Here is a 22,541-nt window from a genome sequence, read left to right as displayed (position 1 = left end):
AACCGCCATCCCGATGCCGGACTGACGCAGGGCGCGCGGCGCGGTTTATCTTCTGTGACAGATCAGGAGATGAAAATGACCATGAATTTCAAGACCTTCCTTATTACGGCCGTCAGCACCTCAACCCTGCTGGGGTGCAGCAGCATGCAGACCCCGCGCAACATCGAAGCCGTATCGCGCGGCGAAAGTTATCAGGCGCAATATCGCGAACCCGGTCGTCGGCGGGGCGATACGCAATTGCTGCAGGCCGCCGCGATGAACGGCCAGACCTGCATGCCGCAGGCCGGCGATCACGGCGCAAATACCTATGCGAAATGGTCGCAACCGGCGCTCAGCCCCTTGCTGGGCGAGAAACTGTCGCGCAACGACATGGTCCAGATCACCATCGAAGGGGACGACCTGCTGAGCGACGCTTATGTCGTCTCACGTGACGGAGACCTCAAGCTGCCCTACCTGCCGCCCGTGCGCGCCCAGGGCCGCACCACCGAGCAAGTCGAACAAGAGGTGGCCCGCGTTCTGGTTGCGGCCCAGTTCTATGAAATCGAACCCCGCGTGACCGTACGGGTCAGCGATTTCGCCTCGGTGACAGTAGGTGTGCGCGGCGCGGTGTTCGAGCCGCACTCGGTCGAGATCGGCGGAGTTCCGGGCGACTCCCTTGACCGTCGGCGCCAGGGCGCACTGGGGGCCTCGACCGAGGGGCGCAACCTGTCGGTGGCGCTGCGGGCCGCGGGCGGGGTGCGGCCGGATGCCGATCTGTCAGCGGTCGAACTGCACCGCCAGGGGCGCATCTATCGCATGGATCTGCGCGGCGTGTTCGAAGGATCGGACCCGACCGACATCATGCTGCTGACCGGCGACCAGATCGTGGTCAACAGCCGCGGCTGCTTCCAGGACGCGCTGATGCGCCCCAGCCCGATCAGCCCGCCCGGCGTGACGCTATACATGTCGAACCTGACCCAACCGGCCGCGGGCAATGCAGAATCCGCCATCGGGCGCGACGTGCGTGAAGTGCCTTATGGCACCCGTTTCCTGCAGGCCGTGGTCGACAGCAACTGCGTCGGCGGGTCGAAGACGACAAACGCCAACCGCAGCGCAGTGTTGTTCACGCGCAACCCAGTGACCGGGTCCTCGGTCGTGATCGAGCGCAATATCGAAAAGCTGCTGCGGCGCGGAGACCGTGACGACTTCGACCCCTATGTTCTGCCGGGTGATGCCGTGGCCTGTTACGACAGCAAGGTCACCGGAGTGACCGAAATCGCCCGGTCGCTGGGCATCGTCGGGGCCGCCGCGCTGCTCATCCCTTGATCGCACCGGGGGCGGGCAACACAGCCTTTGCCCGCTCCCAAACCTCGGGCAGACCGTTCAACAGAAGGGCGACCTGCTGACGTTCTGCTGATTTTGCGGCCATCTCGATCGCAATCAGCGCATCGCGGAACCCCATCGCACCAAAGGTCGCCGCACTTCCCGCCAGCCTGTGACACTCCTGCGCGACCTGGTCCAGATCGGCTTCACCGGCCTCCAACTGGGCAAGCTGAGCGACGACGGCATCCCCTTCGGACAGGTACTTGCCAAGCAACCGGTCAAAGACGTCGGCGCCGAGGCTGACGCGCAGATCTCCGATATGATCCGTTTCGTCCTCGGACCGGGTCGAAGCTCCGAGGTTGGTGACCACCGACAAGGCCTTGCGCAAGGCATCCAGGGCAATCGGCTTGCCGACAAAGGCGGTCATACCGGCGGCGCGGAACGCGTCGACCGCATCAGGCAGCACGTTGGCCGAAACGGCAATGATCGGTATCTCTGCCGAAGGCCCGCCCCCGCTGCGGATGTGGCGCGTGGCCGTCGGACCGTCCATGACCGGCATGCTGATATCCATCAGGATCACGTCGAACCGATGCGCAGCCGCCGCGTCCACGCCCAGTTGGCCGTTCTCGGCAACCGTCACCCGGTGACCGTCCAGTTTCAGCATGTTGCAGATCACCTCGCGGTTGATCTCGTTGTCTTCGACCACCAGCACGTCCAACGGCTGTGCGTGCTGAACCTCTGGCTGGTCGCTGTCAACGTTGGCGTCCAATTCGGCGTCCTGCAGCGGCAGACGAACCCAGAATACACTGCCCTCGCCGGGTGTGCTTTCAACGCCGATCTCTCCGCCCATGGCCTCAGCAAACCGACGTGCGATGCCCAGGCCCAGACCGGTGCCGCCGGCGGCCCGACCGATGCTTGGATCGCTGGTGTGAAAATCGTCAAAGATGACGTCGACCTCATCAGGGCCGATACCGATACCCGTGTCGATGATGCGGAATTCAAAGATGTTGACGCCGGCCGTTGGGCCAGGCTCGGTTACTTCGACCTCGATCGAGATCCGGCCGTTTTCGGTGAACTTGATGGCATTACCCACAAGGTTCAGAAGAATCTGCCGTAACCTTTGGGCATCGGCGGCGACGCAGGGGCGCGCCTCGCCCACCCATTGCCACGAGATGGAGTTCCCCCGCGAGGCAGCGTTGCCGCTTTGACCGTCCACAATCTCTTGCAGGATGTCGTTCAGGTTCGAGGGCTGCAACGCCACCGACAGTTTCCCGGCCTCGAACCGGGCGATGTCCAGAACGGTGTCGACGTGGCTCAGGAGGATCTGGCCCGAGATTTCCATGTTCTCGACAAACCGTGCCTGTTCCCGGGTCGTGCGGGTGTTTTTCAGCAGCGTGAGGTTGCCCAGCAGCCCGTTCAGCGGCGTGCGGATCTCGTGGCTCATCACGGTCAGGAAATCGGCCTTGGCCTTTTCGCCGGCAAGGGCCTGGTCGCGGGCATGGATCAGTTCCTGCTGCGCCGCCACCTGCTGCGAGATGTCGCGGACAAAGCCGATGACGATTTCCTGATCGCCCGCCCGGGCCGACTGCAGCGCCAGTTCGACCGGGAACTGCTCGCCATCCGCGCGCATCGCCTCCAACTGGACACGGCCTTTGCCGACGACATGGCGTTCCCCGCCAGACTGCATGCGCACCATGCCGGCGCGATGTGCCTCACGCAGATGCGGCGGCACGATCAGGTCACCGATCGAGCGCCCCCGGGCCTGATCCGCCGCATAACCGAATATTGCCTCGGCAGCTGGGTTGAACTCGATCACGTCGCCCTTTGCATCGACCACGATCACCCCGTCCAACGAGGTGGAGAGGATCGTGTTCATCCGTTCATTCGCCTGCCGCAACGCCCTGCCGCGGCGCGTGGCGCGCCGGTTGACCACCAGAAGATAGGCGCTGACGGCGCCCAGGGTCAGAAGCAACGCCCCCGACAGAATCGCCAACCGCAGCAGGTTTGCCGCCGTCTGGGTGCGCTGCTGGTCTGACTCGGTGGCAAAATACGAGATGCCCGAAACGGCCAACGTGCGGACATGCGGACCGATCTCAAGGGCCACGCGTTTCAGATCGTCCAGTTGTTCGGACAGCTCGGCATCCGGCGCGTCGATCAAGGGGATTGCGGCGTTCAGGTGCCGGGTCACCCTCTCCAACGGCAGGCGGAACCGGTCATCCTGACGCAACGGCTGGAATACGCGTGATTGGGCCAGTGTATCGACACGGCTGTAAAACAGATCGAACCGCCGGCGCACCAGATCCAACGTGCCATTTTGCGCGTCCTGCGCCGCCGACGCGGTTTCCAGAGCGTTCAGGTATGACAGATAGTCGACCTCGACCTGCGACAGCGTCCATTGGACATTGTCCGAAGGCGCCGCTCGCCGGTCGTTGAAATCGGTAAACACCTGCGCCGACAACCACGCCACCGCGACCAGACCCAACAAAACGCCGAAGCCGATGAGCCCGAAGACCCATCGGCGGCGCAAAACCTGCGTATCGGTATCGCTCAATCCGAGCCTCATCGATTGTTCACTGCGCTTTACTCATTACTGCACTCATTCCGGTTGCAAGCTATTTAACGACCTCAAGACGATCGAGTTGCCAGATGCTGCGCGAATAGGTCACCTCGGTCTGGTATTTCGGTTCGCTGTCATAGGGGTAGACGATCCACAGCGGGCCCTTCTGCCGGCGCGACATCTCGGCGCCGTCCATCTCATAGGCCACAATCGGGTCGCTTTCGGTGACCGAGTCCATGGGGATTTCGACCGCATAGTCGTTGATCGCCGTGGCGCGGATCATGCTTCCATCGGCACCGACTGCTTGTAACACCACCGACAACGGTACGCCGACAAAGGTGTTCTCACCTTCAGTCCAGATCGTCGAGGTCGCAAAAGTCCGCGCGGGCAAGGATTTCAACATGTCCATGTCGAACCGCGCACCATCCTCGGCTCCGGACTGGGTCAGGTTGCCGGTGATCGTCAGAACCACGTCTCCGGTGGGTTCGGCCAGATCCTGGGCCTGTGCCTGGCCCAAGGTCAGAATCATTGCCAGGGCTGCAAGTAAAATCCGCATTTCATTCTCCTAGTGTCCAACTGCACAAGATCAGAAAGCGTGACCGGGCAACAGTCGGGCATCGGGATAAGCACCTATCCAAACGGATAGGTGCCCGCCGTTACGCAGCCGGGCGCAGGTGGCCCATGCGCTGTGCCATGATCCGCTCAAACCCTTCGCGCAGCTCTGACCGCTGCAGGGCAAAGACCGCGGTGGCCTCAAGATATCCGGCGACCGACCCGCAGTCGAAGCGTTCACCCGCAAAGGCGTAACCCGAGCAGCCAGCGGTTTGGATATCCGCAGCGATGGCGTCGGTCAGCTGGATTTCATTTCCCGCACCCGGTGCCTGGCCGGCCAGTCGATCAAAGATCGACGGCTGCAGGATATACCGCCCGACGATGCCGTAGTTCGACGGCGCCTGCTCGGGGCTGGGCTTTTCGACCAGGCCGCGCAGCTTTTGCACACGCCCGGCCTGCAGGGCGATATCGACGACGCCGTAGGACCCGATCCTGTCGGACGGCACGGATTGGGTCGCAACCATGTGGCCGCTCTGGTCACAATAGCTTTGGACCATCTGTGACAGGGCCGGGCGTCGGGCGCTGATGACGTCATCGGGCAGGATCACCGCAAACGGCTCATTGCCCACACACTCGCGCGCCAGCGACACCGCATGGCCCAATCCACGGGGCGCGTCCTGCCGGACAAAGCAGTATTTGCCATCCTCCAGATCGGCGCAGCGCAGGTTGTTCAAAAGCTCGGTCTTGCCACCATCCTTCAACTTGCGTTCAAGCGCCGTATTCCGCCCGAAATAGGCTTCGAGCGCGGTTTTCTCGGGTGACGTGATGAAGATGAATTCTTCAATCCCGGCCGCGCGCGCCTCGTCGACGGCATATTGGATCAGCGGGCGGTCGATCAGGGGCAGCATTTCCTTGGCCACGGTCTTGGTCGCGGGCAGAAACCTTGTGCCCAGTCCGGCGACAGGAAAGACGGCTTTGCGAATCTTGGTCATATCAATTCTCCTTGGGTTTTCTCAGTAGGCGCCGCGGCCGGACACGACGGCCCGCACGGTCATGGCAATCAGCATCAGGTCCAGAAGGGCCGAGCGGGACCGCACATAGGCGGTGTCCAGGTCGATCATCCGGTCAAAGTCGATAGCGGCCCGGCCCGACACCTGCCACAGGCCGGTGATTCCGGGGCGGACGGCCAGGCGTTCAAGCGCGCGGGGCGGGTATTTGGCGACCTCCTCGGGCAGGGCAGGGCGCGGTCCGACGATCGACATGTCGCCCTTCAACACGTTGAGGATCTGCGGCAACTCATCCAGCGAAAAGCGGCGCAGAACCTTGCCCACCCGCGTGACACGCGGATCGTGACGGGCCTTGAAGCACACGCCTGCACGGTCGGACTGTGCCAGCAGGCTGGCCCTTTGCGCTTCGGCGTCGGTGGTCATCGAGCGGAACTTGTAGACGGTGAAAGGCACCCCGTTCCTGCCCACCCGCGTCTGCCGGAACAGGGCCGGGCCGCGGCTGTCCAGCCGGACAAGGGCGGCAATGGCCAGCATCGGCAAGGCCAGAACCGTCATGGCCGCCAGCGCAACGGTCAGGTCAAGAATACGGTTGGGCGTCAGCCCGCCAAGAGCCTGGGCGACGCACCGGCCCAGAAATTCGAAATTTCCGATCAGATAGCGGCGGGCCATGCGGCGTGGCTCCATCGCCAACCGCCACGCCCATTCCATCCGGACCCGCCGCACGACCCCGGGCGCCCGCCGGACGTTGCCCGCCAGAAAGTCGAACAACGCACCGACACCCAGCACCAGGTTCGGGTTCAACCGTGCGCGGTGCCGCGTAATCCACAGTTCTTGCAGCGGAACGCCCATGGCCACCAGCAGGATGTCTGCGCCGGACTGGTTGATCTCGTCCAAGGCTTCGTCCGTCCGTTCGATGCCACTATACCCGTCGCGGCAACCGGCAATCCTCAGGCCGGGCGCCATGTCTTGCAGGCGCGCTGCCGCGGCCTGTGCGGCGCCGGGCGTTCCGCCAAGCAGATAGACCGACAGCCCCAGCTTGGCCGCGCGCCGGACCAGGCGCGGGACAAAGTCGGTTCCGTTCAGGTTCTCGGCCAGGTGTTCGCCCTGCATCGCGGCGGCAAGCTCGACCCCGATCCCGTCGGGCAGGACGAGGTCGGCTTGCGTCAGGGCTGCTCGATATTGGTCATTCTTTGCCCGGACATTTGCGCAATGTGCGTTCAGGAAAAAGACGGTTCGGCGGTGACCATCCAAAAGCGTGGTGATGACCGGCCCGGATTCTGCATTCACCACCGGTTGCCCGAGGATTTCGGTGATCGGCAGCGCGGTGCCGGGCGTGGTGTGTGCGCCGTCGAAAAGGGCGTGAGCGGCTTGAAAGTGCATGGAACTCTCCGAACATGAACTGAACTGTTGCCCTGAACCTGCCCGCTGTGCCGGGACCGCAACAGACGAGCATCGGGAGAGCGCGCGGAGAAATCGGCTGACCGATGCGGCCCGGATGCGGCACCGCGCGGACATCCGGCCAGTTGCTCCTATCCGATCGGGTATCTGCCTGTCCGTTCGGCAGACTTCACCACCAATCATCAATGGTTTATTAACCTTTTCAGGTCTGGGTGGAGGCACATGGAGTTCATTGATGAAAGTTCTTATCGCCGACGATCACGAACTGGTTCTGGACACGCTCGTCGCCTTCATCGAGGCCGCGGGCGGGATCGAGCCCACCACCGCGCCGGATTTTACGACCGCAAAGGCCAAGATCGAATCCGAAGGTCCGTTTGATCTGGTTCTGCTGGATCTGAACATGCCCGGCATGAACGGGCTGAGCGGGTTGGAAACCTGCATTGGCATGGATCGCGCGCGGCATGTGGCTCTGTTCACAGGCGATGCCTCGCGCGATCTGGCTGAACGTGCGCTCGAGCTGGGGGCAGCCGGGTTCGTGCCCAAGACCCTGCCGGCCAAGTCTCTGGTAAACGCCATCCGTTTCATGGCTATGGGTGAGCAATATCTGCCCGTCGGTTTCATGAGCGCCGAGCAACCGAACGACACCCACCCGATGGCCAAGAAACTGACCGAGCGCGAGCGCCAGGTCCTCAAAGGTCTGACCGAGGGCAAGTCGAACAAGGAGATCGCCCGCGATCTGGACCTGTCCGAGCCCACGATCAAGCTGCATGTGAAAACGCTGTACCGCAAAGTGGGTGTCAGCAACCGTACTCAGGCCGCGATGGCCGCGCGCGAGGCGGGCCTGTTCTGACCCGCGCCCATCCTTTCGGATAGGGGGCCTGTCCCAACCCGCCCCGGCCTAACCCCTTGCGCAGCGGACAGCCCAAGCCGCATCCGTATATCAATCCTGTAAGAGAGGATTTGATATGCCGAACCAGATTTCCGACAACCAACAAACGCTTGCGCCAAACCGCCCTTGGGACTGGGCGCGCATCAGCCGCACGGACATCCGGTCGCTGGGATGGCGCCGCGTTCTCAAGGGCGGGCGGCTGACCGATGCGGGACGGCTGCCGCGATACGTTGCGTTGTTTCTTCTGGGATCCAGCTGCATCTGGGCCCCGATCAGCGGGTATCTGGCAACCGCGCCGGTCAACTACGCATCCCACGCCTCGTTGATCCTGCCGGGGTCGGGCGCGTCGGCCTCGGTCAATCTGGCCAATATCGGGCAGGCCTCGTCCTACGCCAATTCGGCCTTTGCCAACGGGTCGATCAGCCCCACCGAAACCTACAAGCGGCTGTTATCGGCCGATCGCATTCTGGATGCGGCCGCACGCGCCGTCGGGGCCGAGCGCGATGCGTTCGGCAAGCCGCGCATCCGCCTGGTGGACCAGACCAGCTTGATCCATATCGAAATGGAGGCCGCCAGCCCGGGGGACGCGCAACGCCACGGCGATGCCCTTGTCGCTGCGTTCTTTGCCGAGATTGACGCCTTGCGCGCGGACGAGATCGCCACGCGCGAGGCCAGCAACAGCGGCGCAATCGACGCCTATCAGCGCTCGGTTCGTGAAACCCGCGCCGCGATCGAGCAGTTGCAGCGGCAGAGCGGGTTGCTCTCGGCCGCCCAATACCGTGAGCAGGTGGCCGCCAATGACCGCGCGCGCCAAACGCTGCGGGCCGAGGAAAGCACGCTGGCCCGGCAGGCCGAGCGGGTCGCGGCGCTTGAGGTCGCGCTTGACCTGCCGCCGGATGCCGCCGCGGTCACGCTGAAGCTGTACGCCGACGCGCAATACTTGTCATTGCTCAAGCATGTTTCGGCCGGCGCGGCCAAGCTGGCGCAGGCCGATGCCAATTACGGGCCGCGCCATCCGGTCTATCGCGCAGCGCGGGACGAATATGAAGGCGCACGGAAGGTTGCCGTCCAACGCGCGGCCGAGGTGACCGGCCTGTCGGTCGAGCAGCTCTCGGGTCTGGACCGCGCCCCCGAGGGAGAGCGTGCGCAGTTGCTGAGCGAGCTTGTCCGCGAAAACACCCTGCGCGCGGGGCAGGAAAAGCACGTAAAAACCCTCGCCGCACAGGTCACGGCCGAAACTGCGCGCCTGTCCGCGCTGGCGTCGATGGCGGCTGAACTTGAAGACCGCCAAAGGGATTTTGCCGTGGCCGAAGCCGTCTTTGCCTCGGCCATCGCCCGGTCGGAATCGAAAAAGACCGATGTCTACGCCTCGTACCCGCTGATCCAGGTGCTGGAAAATCCGTCGCTGCCGGAACGGCCGTCTTCACCCAACAAGAAGCTGTCGATCGCAGCAGGGATTGCCGCCACGTTGATGCTTCTGATCGGGCTGACGCTGGCATGGGTCCGCAACCCGCTGATCTCGCGGCTGCTGAAAGACGCAGGCGAGAACAAGGCATGAGCCAGGCCGAGCCGAAGAACCCGGCCGAGCGGCTTGTCTGGCGCGCTCTGGTCTGGACATGGCCGTTCTATGCCATCGGCGCGCTCTATGTCGTCGGGCCGGTGCTGGGATGGTCCTTGGCGGGGTTGGCGGCGCTGGCCTTGTATCTGGGGCCGGCGATCCGTCCGGATCTGCGGGCCACGGGGCCGGTTCCGGCGCTGGCTTGGCTGTGGATGGCCGGCATGTTGTTGATGCTGTTTGCACTGTGGGCCGGCCATCTGGATTGGGGGCTGGGGCTGGGCAAGACCATCAAGTCCTCGATCGGCTGGGCCAAGGGCTGGGCGCTTATTCCATTGTTCATTCTGGCCGGGGCCGTGCTGCCGATCCGGCGCGAGGTTCTGGTGCGAGGCCAGTGCAAGCTGGGGCTGTGGACCCTGTGCCTTGCGCCCCCGCTGTTGGCTGCACCTTATCTGGGCCTGCCCAGCCAGATCTTCACCTCACCGCTCAAGGCGGTCGGTGGGCCGGGGCCCGAGTATTTCTCGGTCTATCTCTACACAATCGACCCGGCCAGTTGGACGCCCCGGTGGCAGTTCTTCGCGCCCTGGTCGCCATTTGCCGCCCTGCTGGGGGTATGCATGGTCCTGTTCGCGCTCGAAGAACGGCACCGGGGATGGATGGCCGTCGGGCTGAGCGCGGGTATTCTCATGATCTTGGCGTCGAAATCCCGCATGGGGCTGGTCGGGCTGGTGGCCTGCACGCTGGGGCCGCGCCTTTTGCCGCTGGTGGCGCGCAGCATCGGATGGTTTCTGTTGTCGGCTGTGGCGACGGCGTCCGCGGCTTGGGGTGCCGCCGCGATCGATCTGGGCAACCAGGCACTGCAGAATTTCAAATCGGCCCGCGCCGACAGCACCCGCGTGCGCGAAACCCTTCAACGCATCGCCTATGAGCGCTGGCAATCCGACGCGGTGCTGTTTGGCCATGGAACGGTTCAGCCCGGTGCGCATTTGGTCGAGTACATGCCCATCGGAAGCCACCACACCTGGTACGGCCTTCTGTTCGTCAAGGGCATCACCGGCTTCGTGGCTTTTATTGTCCCCTTCGCCGTGCATTTCGGCGTAGTGATCACCGACGCGGTCCGCTCGGCGCGTGGACGCTTGCCGCTGGGCCTGCTGATGACCCTGCTGCTGCTGACCTTCGGCGAAAATATCGAGATTGAGGCCTATCTGCTCTGGCCGGCGCTGCTGATGCTGGGGTGCCATCTGCGCGAAATGGCAGGGACCGGTGCTCAGCCGAGCGCGTAACCGGCCCCGCGTACGGTGCGGATCGGGTCATCCCCCCCACGCACCGTCAAAGCTTTGCGTAAACGCCCGATATGCACGTCGACGGTCCGGGTATCCACGTAGATGTCGCGCCCCCAGACCCGGTCGAGCAATTGTTCGCGACTCCAGACCCGGCCTGGCTTTTCCATGAAGGTTGACAGCAGCCGGAACTCTGTCGGGCCCAGCTTGATGTCCTCGTCCGCGCGGGTCACGCGGTGCGTTTCGGCATCCAGGACGATGTCATCGTATTCCAACCGCTCGCCCACGGCTGCGGGGCGGGTCCGGCGGAACTGGGATTTGACTCGGGCCATCAGCTCGATCACCGAATAGGGCTTGGTGACATAGTCGTCGGCACCTGTCTCCAGCCCGCGCACCTTGTCGACCTCTTCGGATTTGGCCGAGAGCATGATCACCGGAATGGCACGGGTCGCGGCCGTCATCTTCAGTTGGCGGCAAATCTCGATCCCGGAAACGCCGGGCAGCATCCAGTCCAGCAGGATCAGATCGGGCGGCACTTCCTTGATCTGCAACAGCGCCTCGTCACCGGTTTCGGCCTGGCGCACGTCAAAGCCTTCGGCCTCGAGGTTGTAACAGATGATCTCGCGCTGTGCGGGTTCATCTTCGACGACAAGGATCGATGGCGTTGGCATCACAGGACCTCGGTGGTTTCCGTCGGTGTCTTGTCGAGGCGCGGGCGGTCATCATCAGGCAACTGCCCACTGACAAGGTAGATGGTCTGCTCCGCGATCCCGGTAGCATGATCACCGATCCGCTCGAGGTTTTTGGCCACGAAATGCAGATGCATACCCGGGGTGATATTGCCCGGGTTCTCCATCATATGGGTCAGCAGAGCGCGAAACACGTTATTGTACATCGCATCCACATCAGCGTCACGTTCACGGATGGCCTGGGCCTTGTCCGCGTCCCGCTGGATGAAGCCATCCAGGGCATCCGCAATCATGCTCTGCACCAGCTGGGCCTGACGCGCGATGGCCGATTTGACTTCGTCCAAACTCGCCGAGTCCGCCAGGGTCGCGGCACGCTTGGCGATGTTTTTTGCATGGTCCCCACTGCGCTCGAGCTGGTTGGCGATGGTGAAGGTCGCCAGGACCACGCGCAGGTCGATGGCCGTAGGCGCGCGCCGCGCGATGATGTTGGCGCTGTCGTTCTTGACCATCTCTTCCAACTCGTCGATGGCGCGGTCGGCCTTGACGGTGCGCGCGGCGAGTTCGACATCCTTGTCGCACAGTGCCTGAATCGCGTCCGACAGGCAGCTCTCGACCAACCCACCCATGCGCATCAGATGCGCCTGAACAGACTCGAGTTCCTGATCAAAAGATCGGACGATGTGCTTGTCCTTCATGGCGTCCTGGGTCATCCGATTCTCCCGGTGATGTAGGATTCCGTGCGCGGGTCTTCGGGATTGGTGAAGATGTGCCCCGTGTCCCCGTATTCCACCAAGCTGCCGAGGTGGAAGAACGCCGTTTTCTGGCTGACCCGAGCCGCCTGCTGCATCGAGTGCGTGACGATCACCACCGAGAAGTTCAGCTTCAACTCGTCAATCAGTTCCTCGACCTGGGCGGTCGCGATCGGATCCAAAGCCGAGCACGGCTCGTCCATCAACAGGACCTCGGGTTCAGTGGCAACCGCGCGCGCGATGCAAAGGCGCTGCTGCTGACCACCGGACAAGCCGGTGCCGGGCTCGTGCAGGCGATCCTTCACCTCATCCCAGATGGCGCCACGGCGCAGGGATTTCTCAACGATCTCATCCAGATCGGCTTTTGTTCTGGCCAGTCCGTGGATCCGGGGACCATAGGCTACGTTGTCGTAGATCGACTTGGGGAACGGGTTCGGCTTTTGGAACACCATACCCACCTTGGCACGCAGCTGCACCGGGTCGATCCGTTTGTCGTAGATGTCATCGTTGTCGATCCGGATGTCGCCTTCGACCCGGCAGACGTCAATCGTGTCGTTCATCCGGTTCAGGCAGCGCAGGAACGTGGACTTGCCGCATCCGGACGGGCCGATGAAAGCCGTTACCGTCTTGTCGAGAATGTCGACCGATACGTCCTTGATTGCCTGGTTGTCGCCGTAAAAGACCTGGACGCCCGTCGCCTGAATTTTGATGGCGTCGACGGCGGCACTCGGCTCGATCTTGCTCATGTCGTTCATCATGATGACCCCTTTGCGCTTACCAGCTGCGCTCGAATTTGTTGCGAAGATAGATCGCGATTGCATTCATCGTGACCAGGAACCCCAGCAGCACCAGGATCGCGGCCGAGGTCCGGCTGACGAAGCCGCGCTCGGGGCTGTCAGCCCAGATGAAGATCTGCGTGGGTAGGGCGGTGGCACTGTCGAACGGGCCAGCCGGGGCCGAGGTGATGAACGCGTTCATCCCGATCAGCAGCAGCGGGGCCGTTTCCCCAAGCGCCTGCGCCAGCCCGATGATCGTACCGGTCAGGATGCCGGGCATCGCCAGCGGCAGCACATGACCGAACACCACCTGGTGCTTGGACGCACCGATGCCCAGGGCCGCCTCGCGGATCGACGGCGGCACGGCCTTGAGCGCCGCGCGGGTGGCGATGATGATCGTCGGCATGGTCATCAGCGCCAGCGTCATGCCACCCACGAACGGGGCCGAGCGCGGTAGCCCGAACCAGCCGATGAACACCGCCAGCGCCAACAGGCCGAAAACGACCGACGGCACCGCGGCCAGGTTGTTGATGTTGACCTCGATGAAGTCACTGACCTTGTTCTTGGGCGCGAATTCCTCAAGGTAGATCGCCGCGCCGATGCCCAGCGGGAAGGAAATCACGAAACACACGAACAGCGCCCAGAACGACCCGATCAGCGCGCCCTTCAGGCCCGCCAATTCGGGGAACCGGCTGTCGGCATTGGTGACCAGGCCGGTGTTCAGCGGCTTGCTGATCACGCCTTCGGCCTTGAGCTGATCGAACCACGCAATCTCGGCATCGTTCAAGCGGCGGTTCTGTTCGGGCGTGTCGCGGTCGATGGTGCCCTTGTTCAGTTGGTCATACGGGTCAGATACCGGCACGGTCATCGTGATGGTCTGCCCGATCAGCGCAGGGTCGGCCACCACCCGGTCGCGCAGATCAAACTGCGCTCCGTTGGACAGAATGCCCGACAGGGCCTTTCGGGTAGCCCGATCGCTGGTGTCCACCTCGGGCAGCAACTCGGACAGCGAGGCTTGCAACACGTCCTTGAAACCGCCCCGCGGCAGCTTTTCGGGCTCGATCTCCTCGGGGTCGACATAGACCTCGAGCGTGATCTTGGTCTGGGTGAACGCCTGATATCCGGATGATACAAGCGAGGCCACCAGGATAAACAGCATCAGAAATGCAAATCCGATGGCGCCCAGGCCAAGGCCCTGCAGTATTTTCTGCTTGCGGTTGCGGCGGGCCAAGCTGGCGCGCACGGCGTCGGCGGTGTCTCCGCCTTTTGGCGAATTGTTTTGTCCTGCGGTCAGGTCAGCCATGATTCTTGGCCTCAGTCATAGGCTTCGCGGTACTTGCGCACGATGCGCAGCGCGAAGACGTTGATGATCAGGGTGACGACGAACAGCATCATGCCCAAGGCAAAGGCTGCCAGCGTCTTGGGGTTGTCGAACGAGGTATCGCCGATCAGAAGCGTGACGATCTGCACGGTCACCGTGGTCACGCTGTCCAGCGGGTTGATGGTCAGCGAGGCGATCAGTCCCGCCGCCATCACCACGATCATGGTTTCCCCGATCGCGCGGCTGACGGCCAACAGGATGCCACCGACGATGCCGGGAATGGCGGCGGGGAACAGCACGTTCAGAACCGTCTCGGCCCGGGTTGCCCCCAAAGCCAGCGCTCCGTCGCGCAGAGATTTCGGCACGGCCGACAGGGCGTCGTCAGTAAATGACGAGATGAACGGGATCAGCATGATGCCCATCACGCTGCCTGCGGCCAGCGCCGTGTTGGGCGACACCGGAATGCCCAGTGAGGCTCCGAAACTGCGCATGGCCGGGGCCACGACCAGGATCGCGAAAAAGCCATAGACCACGGTCGGTACGCCGGCCAGAATCTCCAGCACTGGCTTGGCCACCGCCCGCAGGCGGTCGGGTGCGAACTCATTCAGGTAGATGGCCGACAGCAGGCCCACCGGCACCGCCAGGAACAACGCGACCACGGTAATGACGATCGTGCCGAGGATGACCGGAAGCCAGCCAAAGGCACCTTCGGCCGCAATCTGGTCCTCGCGCAGAGGAATCTGCGGCTCCCAGTTCAGCCCGAAGAAGAACTCGGTGATCGGAACCATCTCGAAAAAGCGGATGGATTCGAACAGCAGCGCGGCAATGATGCCGACGGTCGTAAAGATGGCGACGGTCGAGCAGAAGATCATCAGGCCGGAAACGATGCGTTCCACACTGTGACGGGCGCGGAATTCGACGCCGACACGCGACCGGGCAAATGCCACGATGGCCAGTGACAGAATGACAACGATCGACAGCAGCACCCATCCCGACATCTGATGCAGTTCAAGATACCGCTGGGCCGCGTCCATCTTCCATTGTTCCGGCTCGCCGAAAATCTGCCCGCGCGAGATCGACTTGATCTCGGCCAGCACCAGCTGGCGCCCGCCAGTGTCCAATCCGTCAAGGCTGCCGGCAGGCAGGCCCGACATGACCACATGGTCGATCACCGGGCCCTGCAGGATCAGCCACAGCACGATCAGCACAAAGACCGGAACCAGCGTGGACAGAAACGAAAACAGCCCGTGATAGCCGGGCAGGGAGTGCAGGGACGTCCCATCTGCGCGCAGACCGGCCGCAGCCCGTCTGTTCAGCAAATATCCAAAGATACTGACGCCCAACAGCGCCGCAAACACGAAAGTAGTCATCTGCCCCCCAGGCACAAAAATGGGCTGCCCGGTTTCGCGGCCGGACAGCCCTGTGAATTGCAAGTCTTACGACTTGGGTTCCATGTTCTGGCCGTCCAGGATTGCATCCTGCAGCTCTTCACGGCGCTCGTCGGACAGGCCAACCAGACCACGTTCGGCCAGGTAGCCGTCGGATGCCAAAGCATCATCCGACATGTATTCTTCCAGGAACTCGTTCAAGTTCGGGATCACACCGCGATGCGCGTTCTTAACATAGAAGTACAGCGGGCGGGACACCGGATAGGATTTGTCGGCGATGGTGTCGGCATTCGGTTCGACGCCTTCGATCGTGACCGGCTTCAGCTTGTCCAGGTTCTCGTACAGGAACGAGTAGCCGAAGATGCCCACGGCGTTCGGATCCGCCTCAAGGCGCTGAACGATCAGGTTGTCATTCTCGCCTGCTTCGACGAAGGGGCCGTCGGTACGCATGCGCGAGCAGTTTTCGTTGACCCATTTCTTGTCGAAATCACCGCTCTTGACGAAGTCCAGCTCTTTGCAGCCTTCATGCATGGCCAGCTCGACGAACGCGTCGCGGGTGCCCGAGGTCGGCGGCGGTCCATAAGCCAGGATTTCCACGGCCGGCAGGTCGGGTTTGATTTCGTTCCAGGTCTTGTACGGGTTGTCCTTCCACTCGCCATCAACCGGCACCTGGGCGCCGAGAGCCATGTAGATGTCGGCCAGCGACAGGTCCCAATCCTGTTCATTGCTGCGCGAGATGGCGATCGACAGGCCGTCGAAACCGATCAGAGCTTCAGAGATGTCGGTCACGCCGTTCTTTTGGCACAGCTCGTATTCCGAGGCCTTCATGGCACGCGATGCGCCGGTGATGTCGGCAGTGTTTTCGCCGATGCCTTCGCAGAAGATTTTCATGCCGCCGCCGGTACCGGTCGATTCGACGATGGGCGAAGCAGCGCCCGTGTTGTTGGCGAACTGTTCGGCCACGGCTTGGGTGTACGGGAATACGGTCGACGATCCGACGATACGGATGGCGTCGCGCGCCGAGGCAGCGGACGCGGCGATCGCGGTGATTGCCAGAACCGAAGCGGTCAGTTTGATGGTGGTCATGGTCACTCCTGAGAATCAGCTTTGGCCGCCCCCTGCGGCCTTGTTGAGTGCAGTAGTCCGGGCGTGCGAAGCTTATGTAACGCTTTCGTAACAGTTTTATGACAACCCACCCGGGGCGGTTCAAAAACTCGTCTGATCCAGATGCGCGGCTTTCGGCAGCCGTTTGTGCACGACCTCAAAACACCAGTTGCGACAAGGTTTTGCGTCAAACGAACAAGTGAATGGACTCGGGGTCTGTTTCAGGGAATCGTTTAGTCCGATCTTTTTTCTTGCTGCCACGGCAAGGCGACTGGAGGTGCAGACATGCTGACCAGAAGACATTTTGTTGCGACTTCGCTTGCTGTTTTCTCGCAACCGATTCTTGGCGCGACATCGGCCGAAGCGTCGACCGCATCTCAATGGGCGGCTTGGGACAGGCAGGTGACGCCGGCCAACTATGACCCGGCCACCTCGAACCCTTGGGGGTTGAATCCCCGGTTTCTGCCGCAACGGGTCGAAACCAATCGGTCTCTGGTGCCCGGTGACATTCACGTGGATGCGGTCGCGCGCTACCTGTATTTCATCGAAGAGGGCGGAACCGCGATGCGATACGGCGTGGCGATCGCCCGTGGCAATCTCTACGAACCCGGGACCTACACGATCCGGCGCAAAGCCAAATGGCCGCGTTGGACCCCGACCGCAGACATGATCAAACGCGATCCGCAGGACTATGCGCAGTTTGCCGACGGAATGCCCGGCGGACCCAACAACCCCTTGGGCGCACGCGCTTTCTACCTGTTTCAGGGCAATCGCGACACATATCTGCGCATCCACGGAACACCCTATTCCCGGTCTATCGGCGGGCGGGCAAGCTCAGGCTGTGTACGTATGGTCATGGCCCATATTATTGGCCTGTATGACCGGGTGCAGCCGGGCGCGACGGCTCATCTTTACCCACCCGAAAGATTTGCGACTGCCAGCAGCTGATCCGTCACGCCCGGGCGCAGATCGGGCGGCCATCGGCGGTTCTCAGCGGTAGGTATGTCGTTTCGACCGGGCCCACGTACCGGTACCAGTAACAACCGTCTTCGGGCATGATGCGAACGGCGGTCAGGTCCTGGCCCGGCGCGGCGATCTCGACCACGCCCTCGGGCACTTTGGCAAGGTCACCGGGGGCTTTGTCGCCGGACATCGACGTGGTCTCGGTGCAGGCGGCAATCAGGGACAGCGCGCACAGCCCAATCAATGCTTTCCTCGTTGTCATGCCGCACCTTTCCGATTCCCAAGTGATTCTCTTTGCGTGATACCCTCGCATCCAAGCGATCCCGCTTCAATTCACCAAGGATCCGTCGCCATCCATCGTTGCCCTGTTGCCGACGGAGCACAGCCGCAACTGCTCTTGACCTGACGGGATGGTTTGCTTGGTGTGCAGGGATATTCCGCAGAGGGCCTTGACCTTCCACTTGCTGGAACCCTTATGTACAGGGTCGACCGGATAATCGTGGTGACGACATGGCCAATATTTCACATGCCAAATTTCAGGTTCAGGGGATGAGTTGCGCGTCTTGCGTGGCCCGGGTTGAGCGTGCGCTCAGCGCGGTTCCGGGTGTCGACTTGGCTGCAGTAAACCTGGCGAATGAGAGCGTCCAGGTGGATTTCCATGCTCCGGCTGATGTCAAATCCATCGCACAGGCGATGGAGGCGGCGGGCTATCCAGCCGTAACCGAGACCGTCACGCTCAACATCCAGGGCATGAGCTGTGCTTCATGCGTCGGCCGGGTCGAGAAGGCTTTGCTTGCCGGGCAGGGGGTGCTGGCGGCGTCGGTCAACCTCGCCTCGGAAAGCGCGACCGTCCAGTTTGCAGCGGGCGCCACGACACCCGAAGCGATTGCTGCATTGGCCAACGCGGCCGGGTACCCGGCGACGCCGCGCAACTCGGCTCAGGCAGCGGCGCAGGATCGCAAAGCTGACGAAATCCGCAAACTGGCACTGCGAACGGGGTTTGCGGCGCTCTTGGCCTTGCCGGTTTTCATCCTTGAAATGGGCGCGCATGTCATTCCCGGCATGCATCATCTGATTGCAAGCACCATCGGTCTGCAAGCCAGCCACTACATTCAGTTCGTCTTGACGACACTGGTCCTGTTCGGGCCCGGTCTTCAATTCTACACCAAGGGCTTTCCAGCACTTGCCAAGGGTGCGCCAGACATGAATTCGCTGGTCGCTTTGGGCACGTCGGCGGCTTATGGGTTCTCGCTGATCTCGACCTTTGCGCCCGAAATCCTTCCGACCGGCACGGCCAATGTCTATTACGAGGCGGCCGCGGTCATCGTGGTTCTGATCCTGCTGGGCCGCTTTCTTGAAGCACGCGCCAAAGGCCGAACCGGCGAGGCGATCCGCAAGCTGGTCGGCCTGCAGGCCAAAACCGCGCGGGTCGAACGGGAGAACCGCATCGTCGAACTGCCTATTGATCAGATCGCAGTGGGCGATCTGGTTCACGTGCGGCCCGGCGAAAAGATCCCGGTCGATGGCTCGGTGCTGGGCGGCAGTTCGTATGTCGACGAAAGCATGATCACGGGTGAGCCCGTTCCGGTCGAGAAATCCTCTGACGCAACCGTCGTAGGCGGCACCGTGAACGGTACCGGAGCGTTGACCGTCCGCGCCGAAAAGATCGGAGCGGATACGATGCTGGCGCAGATCATTCAGATGGTCGAACAGGCTCAGGGCGCGAAGCTGCCCATTCAGGGCATGGTTGACCGTATAACCCTTTGGTTTGTTCCCGCGGTGATCGCAGTTGCGGTCGTGACAGTCCTTGTTTGGTTGCTGTTCGGACCGGACCCGGCGCTCAGCATGGCTCTGGTTGCCGGGGTCGCGGTGCTGATCATTGCCTGCCCCTGCGCAATGGGCCTGGCTACGCCGACATCGATCATGGTGGGCACGGGGCGCGCTGCGGAAATGGGCGTTCTGTTCCGCAAGGGCGACGCGCTGCAGATGTTGCAGGAAACCACTGTTGTAGCGGTGGACAAGACCGGCACCCTGACGGAAGGCCGCCCGGAACTGACTGATCTTGTGGTTGCCCAAGGGCTGGATGAGGACACCGTCCTGCGCCTGGTCGCAGCCGTCGAGGCCACTTCGGAACATCCGATCGCCACCGCCATCGTGCGCGCGGCCGAGACACGCGGCCTGAATCTGCCGAAGCCCGAGGATTTCAAGTCGATCACCGGCTATGGGGTTCAAGCGGTCGTCGAAGGGCACAGCATCCTCATCGGCGCCGATCGTCTGATGGAGCGCGAAGGCATCGACATCAGTGCGCTGTCAGATCACGGCGCGTCGCTGGCCGCCAAAGGCAGAACACCGCTCTACGCCGCAATCGACGGAACCGCTGCCGCCGCAATGGCGGTGGCCGACCCGATCAAGCCCAGCACACCGGAGGCCATCGAAGCCTTGCACGCGCTGGGGCTCAAAGTGGCGATGATCACGGGCGACAACAGGGCGACGGCCGATGCCATCGCAGCACAGCTTGGGATCGACACAGTCGTCGCCGAAGTCCTGCCCGAAGGCAAAGTCGCTGCACTGGAAAACCTGCGCGTGAACGGCGGCAAGTTGGCTTTTGTCGGTGATGGGATCAACGACGCTCCGGCGCTGGCGGCCGCGGATGTCGGCATTGCCATCGGCACCGGGACCGACGTTGCGATCGAGGCCGCAGACGTGGTGCTGATGTCGGGCGATCTGATCGGCGTGGTCAACGCCTTCGATATCAGCCAGCGCACCATGCGCAATATCCGGCAGAACCTGTTCTGGGCCTTTGGCTACAACACGCTGCTGATCCCGGTGGCCGCGGGAGTTCTCTATCCCTTTGGCGGACCCTTGCTGTCCCCGGTTTTGGCGGCTGGCGCCATGGCGCTGTCCAGCGTGTTTGTGCTGTCAAACGCACTGCGGCTTCGTTGGGTCAAGGCGGCCCGACCGCCGAGCGGATCCGACCGCAAACCGCAGACCATCGCACACGCACCCACACCCGCCGAATAGGAAAGGAGCCGCCATGAACATCGGGGACGTCGCCGAACGCTCGGGTTTGCCGGCCAAGACCATCCGGTATTATGAGGATATCGGTTTCATCAAACCCAGACGATCGACCAATGGATACCGCCATTTCGACGAGAAAGAACTGCACAAGCTGGCGTTCATCGGGCGCGCGCGGTCGCTGGGGTTCACCATCGAAGACTGCCGCTCGCTTCTGGCGCTGTACGAGGACAAGCACCGCGCCAGCGCGGACGTCAAGCGGATCGCCAAACAGAACCTCGAAGAGATCGATGCCAAGATCGAAGGCTTGAAAGCCATGCGCGAAACACTGTCGCACCTGATCCACGAATGCGCCGGAGATGACCGCCCGGATTGTCCGATCCTCAAGGATCTGGGTCGCGACTGACAGGGTGGACCCGAGGCACCTTCGGGCGCTTTCCCTTGATCGTGACCACGGTTCTGTCCTACGCCATGCGGCAGATGCACAGGATGCTCCGTTACTAACGTATCATCCGGGCCGGGCGAAAGACGGCAGAACCGTACTTATCTACGAGGGCTTTGGGCCACCCATGCAAGCAGCCACATGACAATCACTGACTGGACCCAGCGGTTCCACGGAACCAGCCACCTGCCCGATGCGGTCCGCGCCCGGTTGCGCGCGGCCGCGCGGATCGTGAAGTTCCCGAACGGGGCCCAGGTGTTCGGGCCCGACAATGTGCCGGACAGCCTCATGTTTCTGTACGAAGGCCGGATCCGCGTTTCACAAAGCTCGGATACGGGGCGCGAAATCGTCTTGTATCGGGTCGAAGCCGGCGAAAGCTGCGTGCTGACCACGGCATGTATGCTGGCCGAAGAGGCCTATAACGCCGAAGGCATTGCTGAAACAGATGTCACCGCGATCGTCCTGCCCAAGCCCGCCTTCGACCGCCTTGCCGCGGAAGAGGACGCGTTTCGCGATTTCGTGTTCCAGGCCTATTCCCGCCGATTGATCGACCTTCTGCGCGTGGTCGATGACGTCGCCTTCGGCCGGATCGATGTCCGGCTGGCGGAACGTCTGCTTGCATTGGCCGATCCCGCGAACGAGGTGCAGGCCACACATCAACAACTGGCCAGCGAACTGGGAACCGCGCGTGAAGTTGTCTCGCGGGTGCTGCACGACTTCCAGAAACGCGAGTTGGTTTCGCAATCTCGGGGCAAGATCACGCTCACCGACACACCGGCTTTGCAGGCTTTGGCGCACAGCACCTGATTTTTCGGGAATCTTTTCGGCTTTCGTGACATTGTCACTGAAGAGACGCTCCTGGCGTCATATATGCCATTCAGAAACCTGAATATGGAGGGCGATATGACCAACAACGTCGGAACGATCGACCGCATGCTGCGCGCAGCTCTTGGGTTGGTCCTGCTGTACCTGGCAATCTTCAGCGGGCTGGCCCTGTTCGCCGCACCCCTTTTCAAATATGGCGCTGTGATCGTGGGCATCATCATGCTGTTGACCGCGACCATGAAATTCTGCCCAGTGTACACGCTTTTGGGCATCAAAACCTGCAGGACCAGATGATATGGAAACCGTATTCACGCCTTTTGCATCCTTCGGCGGCGGCCTGCTGATAGGCTTGGGTGCCGTGTTGTTGATGTTGGGCCTCGGCCGCATCATGGGTGCCACCGGGATCATGTCCGGTCTGGTCTTTCCTGACAGCGGGTCCGAGTTTTCATGGCGTCTGGCCCTTGTTGCCGGAATGATCGTTGCGCCGGGTCTGATCTACGTGCTGACCGGCTCCATGCCGGCCATCGAGGTGCCGATCAGCCCGCTGATGATCGTGGTCGGCGGCGTCATCGTCGGCCTGGGCGCCAGCCTCGGCTCGGGGTGCACCTCGGGTCACGGAGTATGCGGCCTGTCGCGGTTGTCGACCCGGTCCCTGGTTGCCGTTCCGACCTTCATGGCAACTGCCGCCATCACGGTTTTCGTGATCCGCCACGTATTCGGAGGGTGAGG

At 62.5% G+C, this 22,541-nt stretch carries 21 protein-coding genes; 10 read left to right on the top strand and 11 right to left on the bottom strand.

Features of this window, described 5'->3' with window-relative positions:
* Positions 1 to 75 precede the first annotated feature (75 nt).
* The gene (locus ACR0CU_RS14340) at positions 76 to 1,305 is read left to right on the top strand and encodes a polysaccharide biosynthesis/export family protein (protein WP_170448072.1); all 1,230 of its coding nucleotides are present in this window, start codon (positions 76 to 78) and stop codon (positions 1,303 to 1,305) included.
* Here ACR0CU_RS14340 and ACR0CU_RS14335 read toward each other — a convergent pair.
* The 4 genes from ACR0CU_RS14335 to ACR0CU_RS14320 all read right to left on the bottom strand — a co-directional run bounded on the left by ACR0CU_RS14335 (position 1,295) and on the right by ACR0CU_RS14320 (position 6,798).
* A complete protein-coding gene (locus ACR0CU_RS14335) occupies positions 1,295 to 3,853 on the bottom strand; it encodes a hybrid sensor histidine kinase/response regulator (protein ID WP_170448069.1) in 2,559 nt (852 codons plus the stop codon). The two genes, ACR0CU_RS14340 and ACR0CU_RS14335, sit on opposite strands and share 11 nt — an antisense overlap.
* Positions 3,854 to 3,914: 61 nt before the next feature.
* Positions 3,915 to 4,415 (bottom strand): putative pterin-binding protein, encoded by a 501-nt coding sequence (locus ACR0CU_RS14330; RefSeq protein WP_254437605.1) that lies wholly within the window; start codon positions 4,413 to 4,415, stop codon positions 3,915 to 3,917.
* A gap of 100 nt (positions 4,416 to 4,515) precedes the next feature.
* A complete protein-coding gene (locus ACR0CU_RS14325; protein ID WP_170365786.1) occupies positions 4,516 to 5,403 on the bottom strand; it encodes a UTP--glucose-1-phosphate uridylyltransferase in 888 nt (295 codons plus the stop codon).
* 21 nt (positions 5,404 to 5,424) lie between these two features.
* Entirely contained in the window at positions 5,425 to 6,798 is a 1,374-nt protein-coding gene (locus ACR0CU_RS14320; RefSeq protein WP_170448066.1) for a sugar transferase, read from the bottom strand.
* A 253-nt stretch (positions 6,799 to 7,051) separates the two neighbouring features.
* Between ACR0CU_RS14320 and ACR0CU_RS14315 the strand changes: the two genes are divergently transcribed.
* The 3 genes from ACR0CU_RS14315 (at position 7,052) to ACR0CU_RS14305 (ending at position 10,543) form a co-directional block, all read left to right on the top strand.
* Positions 7,052 to 7,666, top strand: a complete 615-nt coding sequence (locus ACR0CU_RS14315; RefSeq protein WP_170448063.1) for a response regulator transcription factor — start codon at positions 7,052 to 7,054, stop codon at positions 7,664 to 7,666.
* A gap of 115 nt (positions 7,667 to 7,781) precedes the next feature.
* Positions 7,782 to 9,263: a GumC family protein gene (locus ACR0CU_RS14310; RefSeq protein WP_170448061.1), complete on the top strand. Its 1,482-nt coding sequence runs from the start codon at positions 7,782 to 7,784 to the stop codon at positions 9,261 to 9,263.
* Complete coding sequence (locus tag ACR0CU_RS14305) at positions 9,260 to 10,543, top strand: O-antigen ligase domain-containing protein (protein WP_480643307.1); 1,284 nt, start codon at positions 9,260 to 9,262, stop codon at positions 10,541 to 10,543. Before ACR0CU_RS14310 ends, ACR0CU_RS14305 begins: the two co-directional genes overlap by 4 nt.
* Here ACR0CU_RS14305 and phoB read toward each other — a convergent pair.
* From phoB to ACR0CU_RS14275, 6 genes are all read right to left on the bottom strand, one after another.
* Positions 10,528 to 11,211, bottom strand: a complete 684-nt coding sequence (phoB, locus tag ACR0CU_RS14300) for a phosphate regulon transcriptional regulator PhoB (protein WP_170341606.1) — start codon at positions 11,209 to 11,211, stop codon at positions 10,528 to 10,530. The genes ACR0CU_RS14305 and phoB overlap by 16 nt on opposite strands.
* Entirely contained in the window at positions 11,211 to 11,939 is a 729-nt protein-coding gene (gene phoU, locus ACR0CU_RS14295; RefSeq protein ID WP_254437604.1) for a phosphate signaling complex protein PhoU, read from the bottom strand. Before phoU ends, phoB begins: the two co-directional genes overlap by 1 nt.
* Positions 11,936 to 12,733, bottom strand: coding sequence for a phosphate ABC transporter ATP-binding protein PstB (gene pstB / locus ACR0CU_RS14290; protein WP_170448055.1), 798 nt, complete (start codon positions 12,731 to 12,733; stop codon positions 11,936 to 11,938). Before pstB ends, phoU begins: the two co-directional genes overlap by 4 nt.
* Positions 12,734 to 12,752: 19 nt before the next feature.
* Positions 12,753 to 14,057, bottom strand: coding sequence for a phosphate ABC transporter permease PstA (gene pstA, locus ACR0CU_RS14285; protein WP_170341613.1), 1,305 nt, complete (start codon positions 14,055 to 14,057; stop codon positions 12,753 to 12,755).
* Positions 14,058 to 14,068: 11 nt separating this feature from the next.
* Positions 14,069 to 15,445 carry a phosphate ABC transporter permease subunit PstC gene (gene pstC / locus ACR0CU_RS14280; protein ID WP_254437603.1) on the bottom strand — a complete coding sequence of 459 codons (1,377 nt, stop codon included), beginning with the start codon at positions 15,443 to 15,445 and terminating at the stop codon, positions 14,069 to 14,071.
* A gap of 66 nt (positions 15,446 to 15,511) precedes the next feature.
* A complete protein-coding gene (locus ACR0CU_RS14275; RefSeq protein ID WP_170448050.1) occupies positions 15,512 to 16,549 on the bottom strand; it encodes a substrate-binding domain-containing protein in 1,038 nt (345 codons plus the stop codon).
* Positions 16,550 to 16,852: 303 nt separating this feature from the next.
* Here ACR0CU_RS14275 and ACR0CU_RS14270 point away from each other — a divergent pair, with 303 nt between their 5' ends.
* Positions 16,853 to 17,515 carry a L,D-transpeptidase gene (locus ACR0CU_RS14270; protein ID WP_093963303.1) on the top strand — a complete coding sequence of 221 codons (663 nt, stop codon included), beginning with the start codon at positions 16,853 to 16,855 and terminating at the stop codon, positions 17,513 to 17,515.
* 4 nt (positions 17,516 to 17,519) lie between these two features.
* On the opposite strand, the gene ACR0CU_RS14265 is transcribed toward ACR0CU_RS14270, so the two are convergent.
* Complete coding sequence (locus ACR0CU_RS14265) at positions 17,520 to 17,792, bottom strand: hypothetical protein (protein ID WP_170341585.1); 273 nt, start codon at positions 17,790 to 17,792, stop codon at positions 17,520 to 17,522.
* 248 nt (positions 17,793 to 18,040) lie between these two features.
* Here ACR0CU_RS14265 and ACR0CU_RS14260 point away from each other — a divergent pair, with 248 nt between their 5' ends.
* From ACR0CU_RS14260 to ACR0CU_RS14240, 5 genes are all read left to right on the top strand, one after another.
* The gene (locus ACR0CU_RS14260) at positions 18,041 to 20,551 is read left to right on the top strand and encodes a heavy metal translocating P-type ATPase (RefSeq protein WP_170448047.1); all 2,511 of its coding nucleotides are present in this window, start codon (positions 18,041 to 18,043) and stop codon (positions 20,549 to 20,551) included.
* Between the two features lie 13 nt (positions 20,552 to 20,564).
* The gene (gene cueR / locus ACR0CU_RS14255; RefSeq protein WP_170359527.1) at positions 20,565 to 20,951 is read left to right on the top strand and encodes a Cu(I)-responsive transcriptional regulator; all 387 of its coding nucleotides are present in this window, start codon (positions 20,565 to 20,567) and stop codon (positions 20,949 to 20,951) included.
* 177 nt (positions 20,952 to 21,128) lie between these two features.
* Positions 21,129 to 21,794, top strand: a complete 666-nt coding sequence (locus tag ACR0CU_RS14250; RefSeq protein ID WP_170365775.1) for a Crp/Fnr family transcriptional regulator — start codon at positions 21,129 to 21,131, stop codon at positions 21,792 to 21,794.
* 96 nt (positions 21,795 to 21,890) lie between these two features.
* On the top strand, positions 21,891 to 22,106 hold the full coding sequence (locus tag ACR0CU_RS14245; protein WP_170448045.1) for a YgaP family membrane protein: 216 nt from the start codon (positions 21,891 to 21,893) through the stop codon (positions 22,104 to 22,106).
* A 1-nt stretch (position 22,107) separates the two neighbouring features.
* Positions 22,108 to 22,539, top strand: a complete 432-nt coding sequence (locus ACR0CU_RS14240; RefSeq protein WP_170365772.1) for a YeeE/YedE family protein — start codon at positions 22,108 to 22,110, stop codon at positions 22,537 to 22,539.
* Positions 22,540 to 22,541: the final 2 nt, after the last annotated feature.

The organism is Ruegeria sp. BC2 (assembly GCF_056539245.1).
Note: the sequence above shows the minus strand (reverse complement) of the source record. Positions and strands in the feature narration are given on the sequence as shown.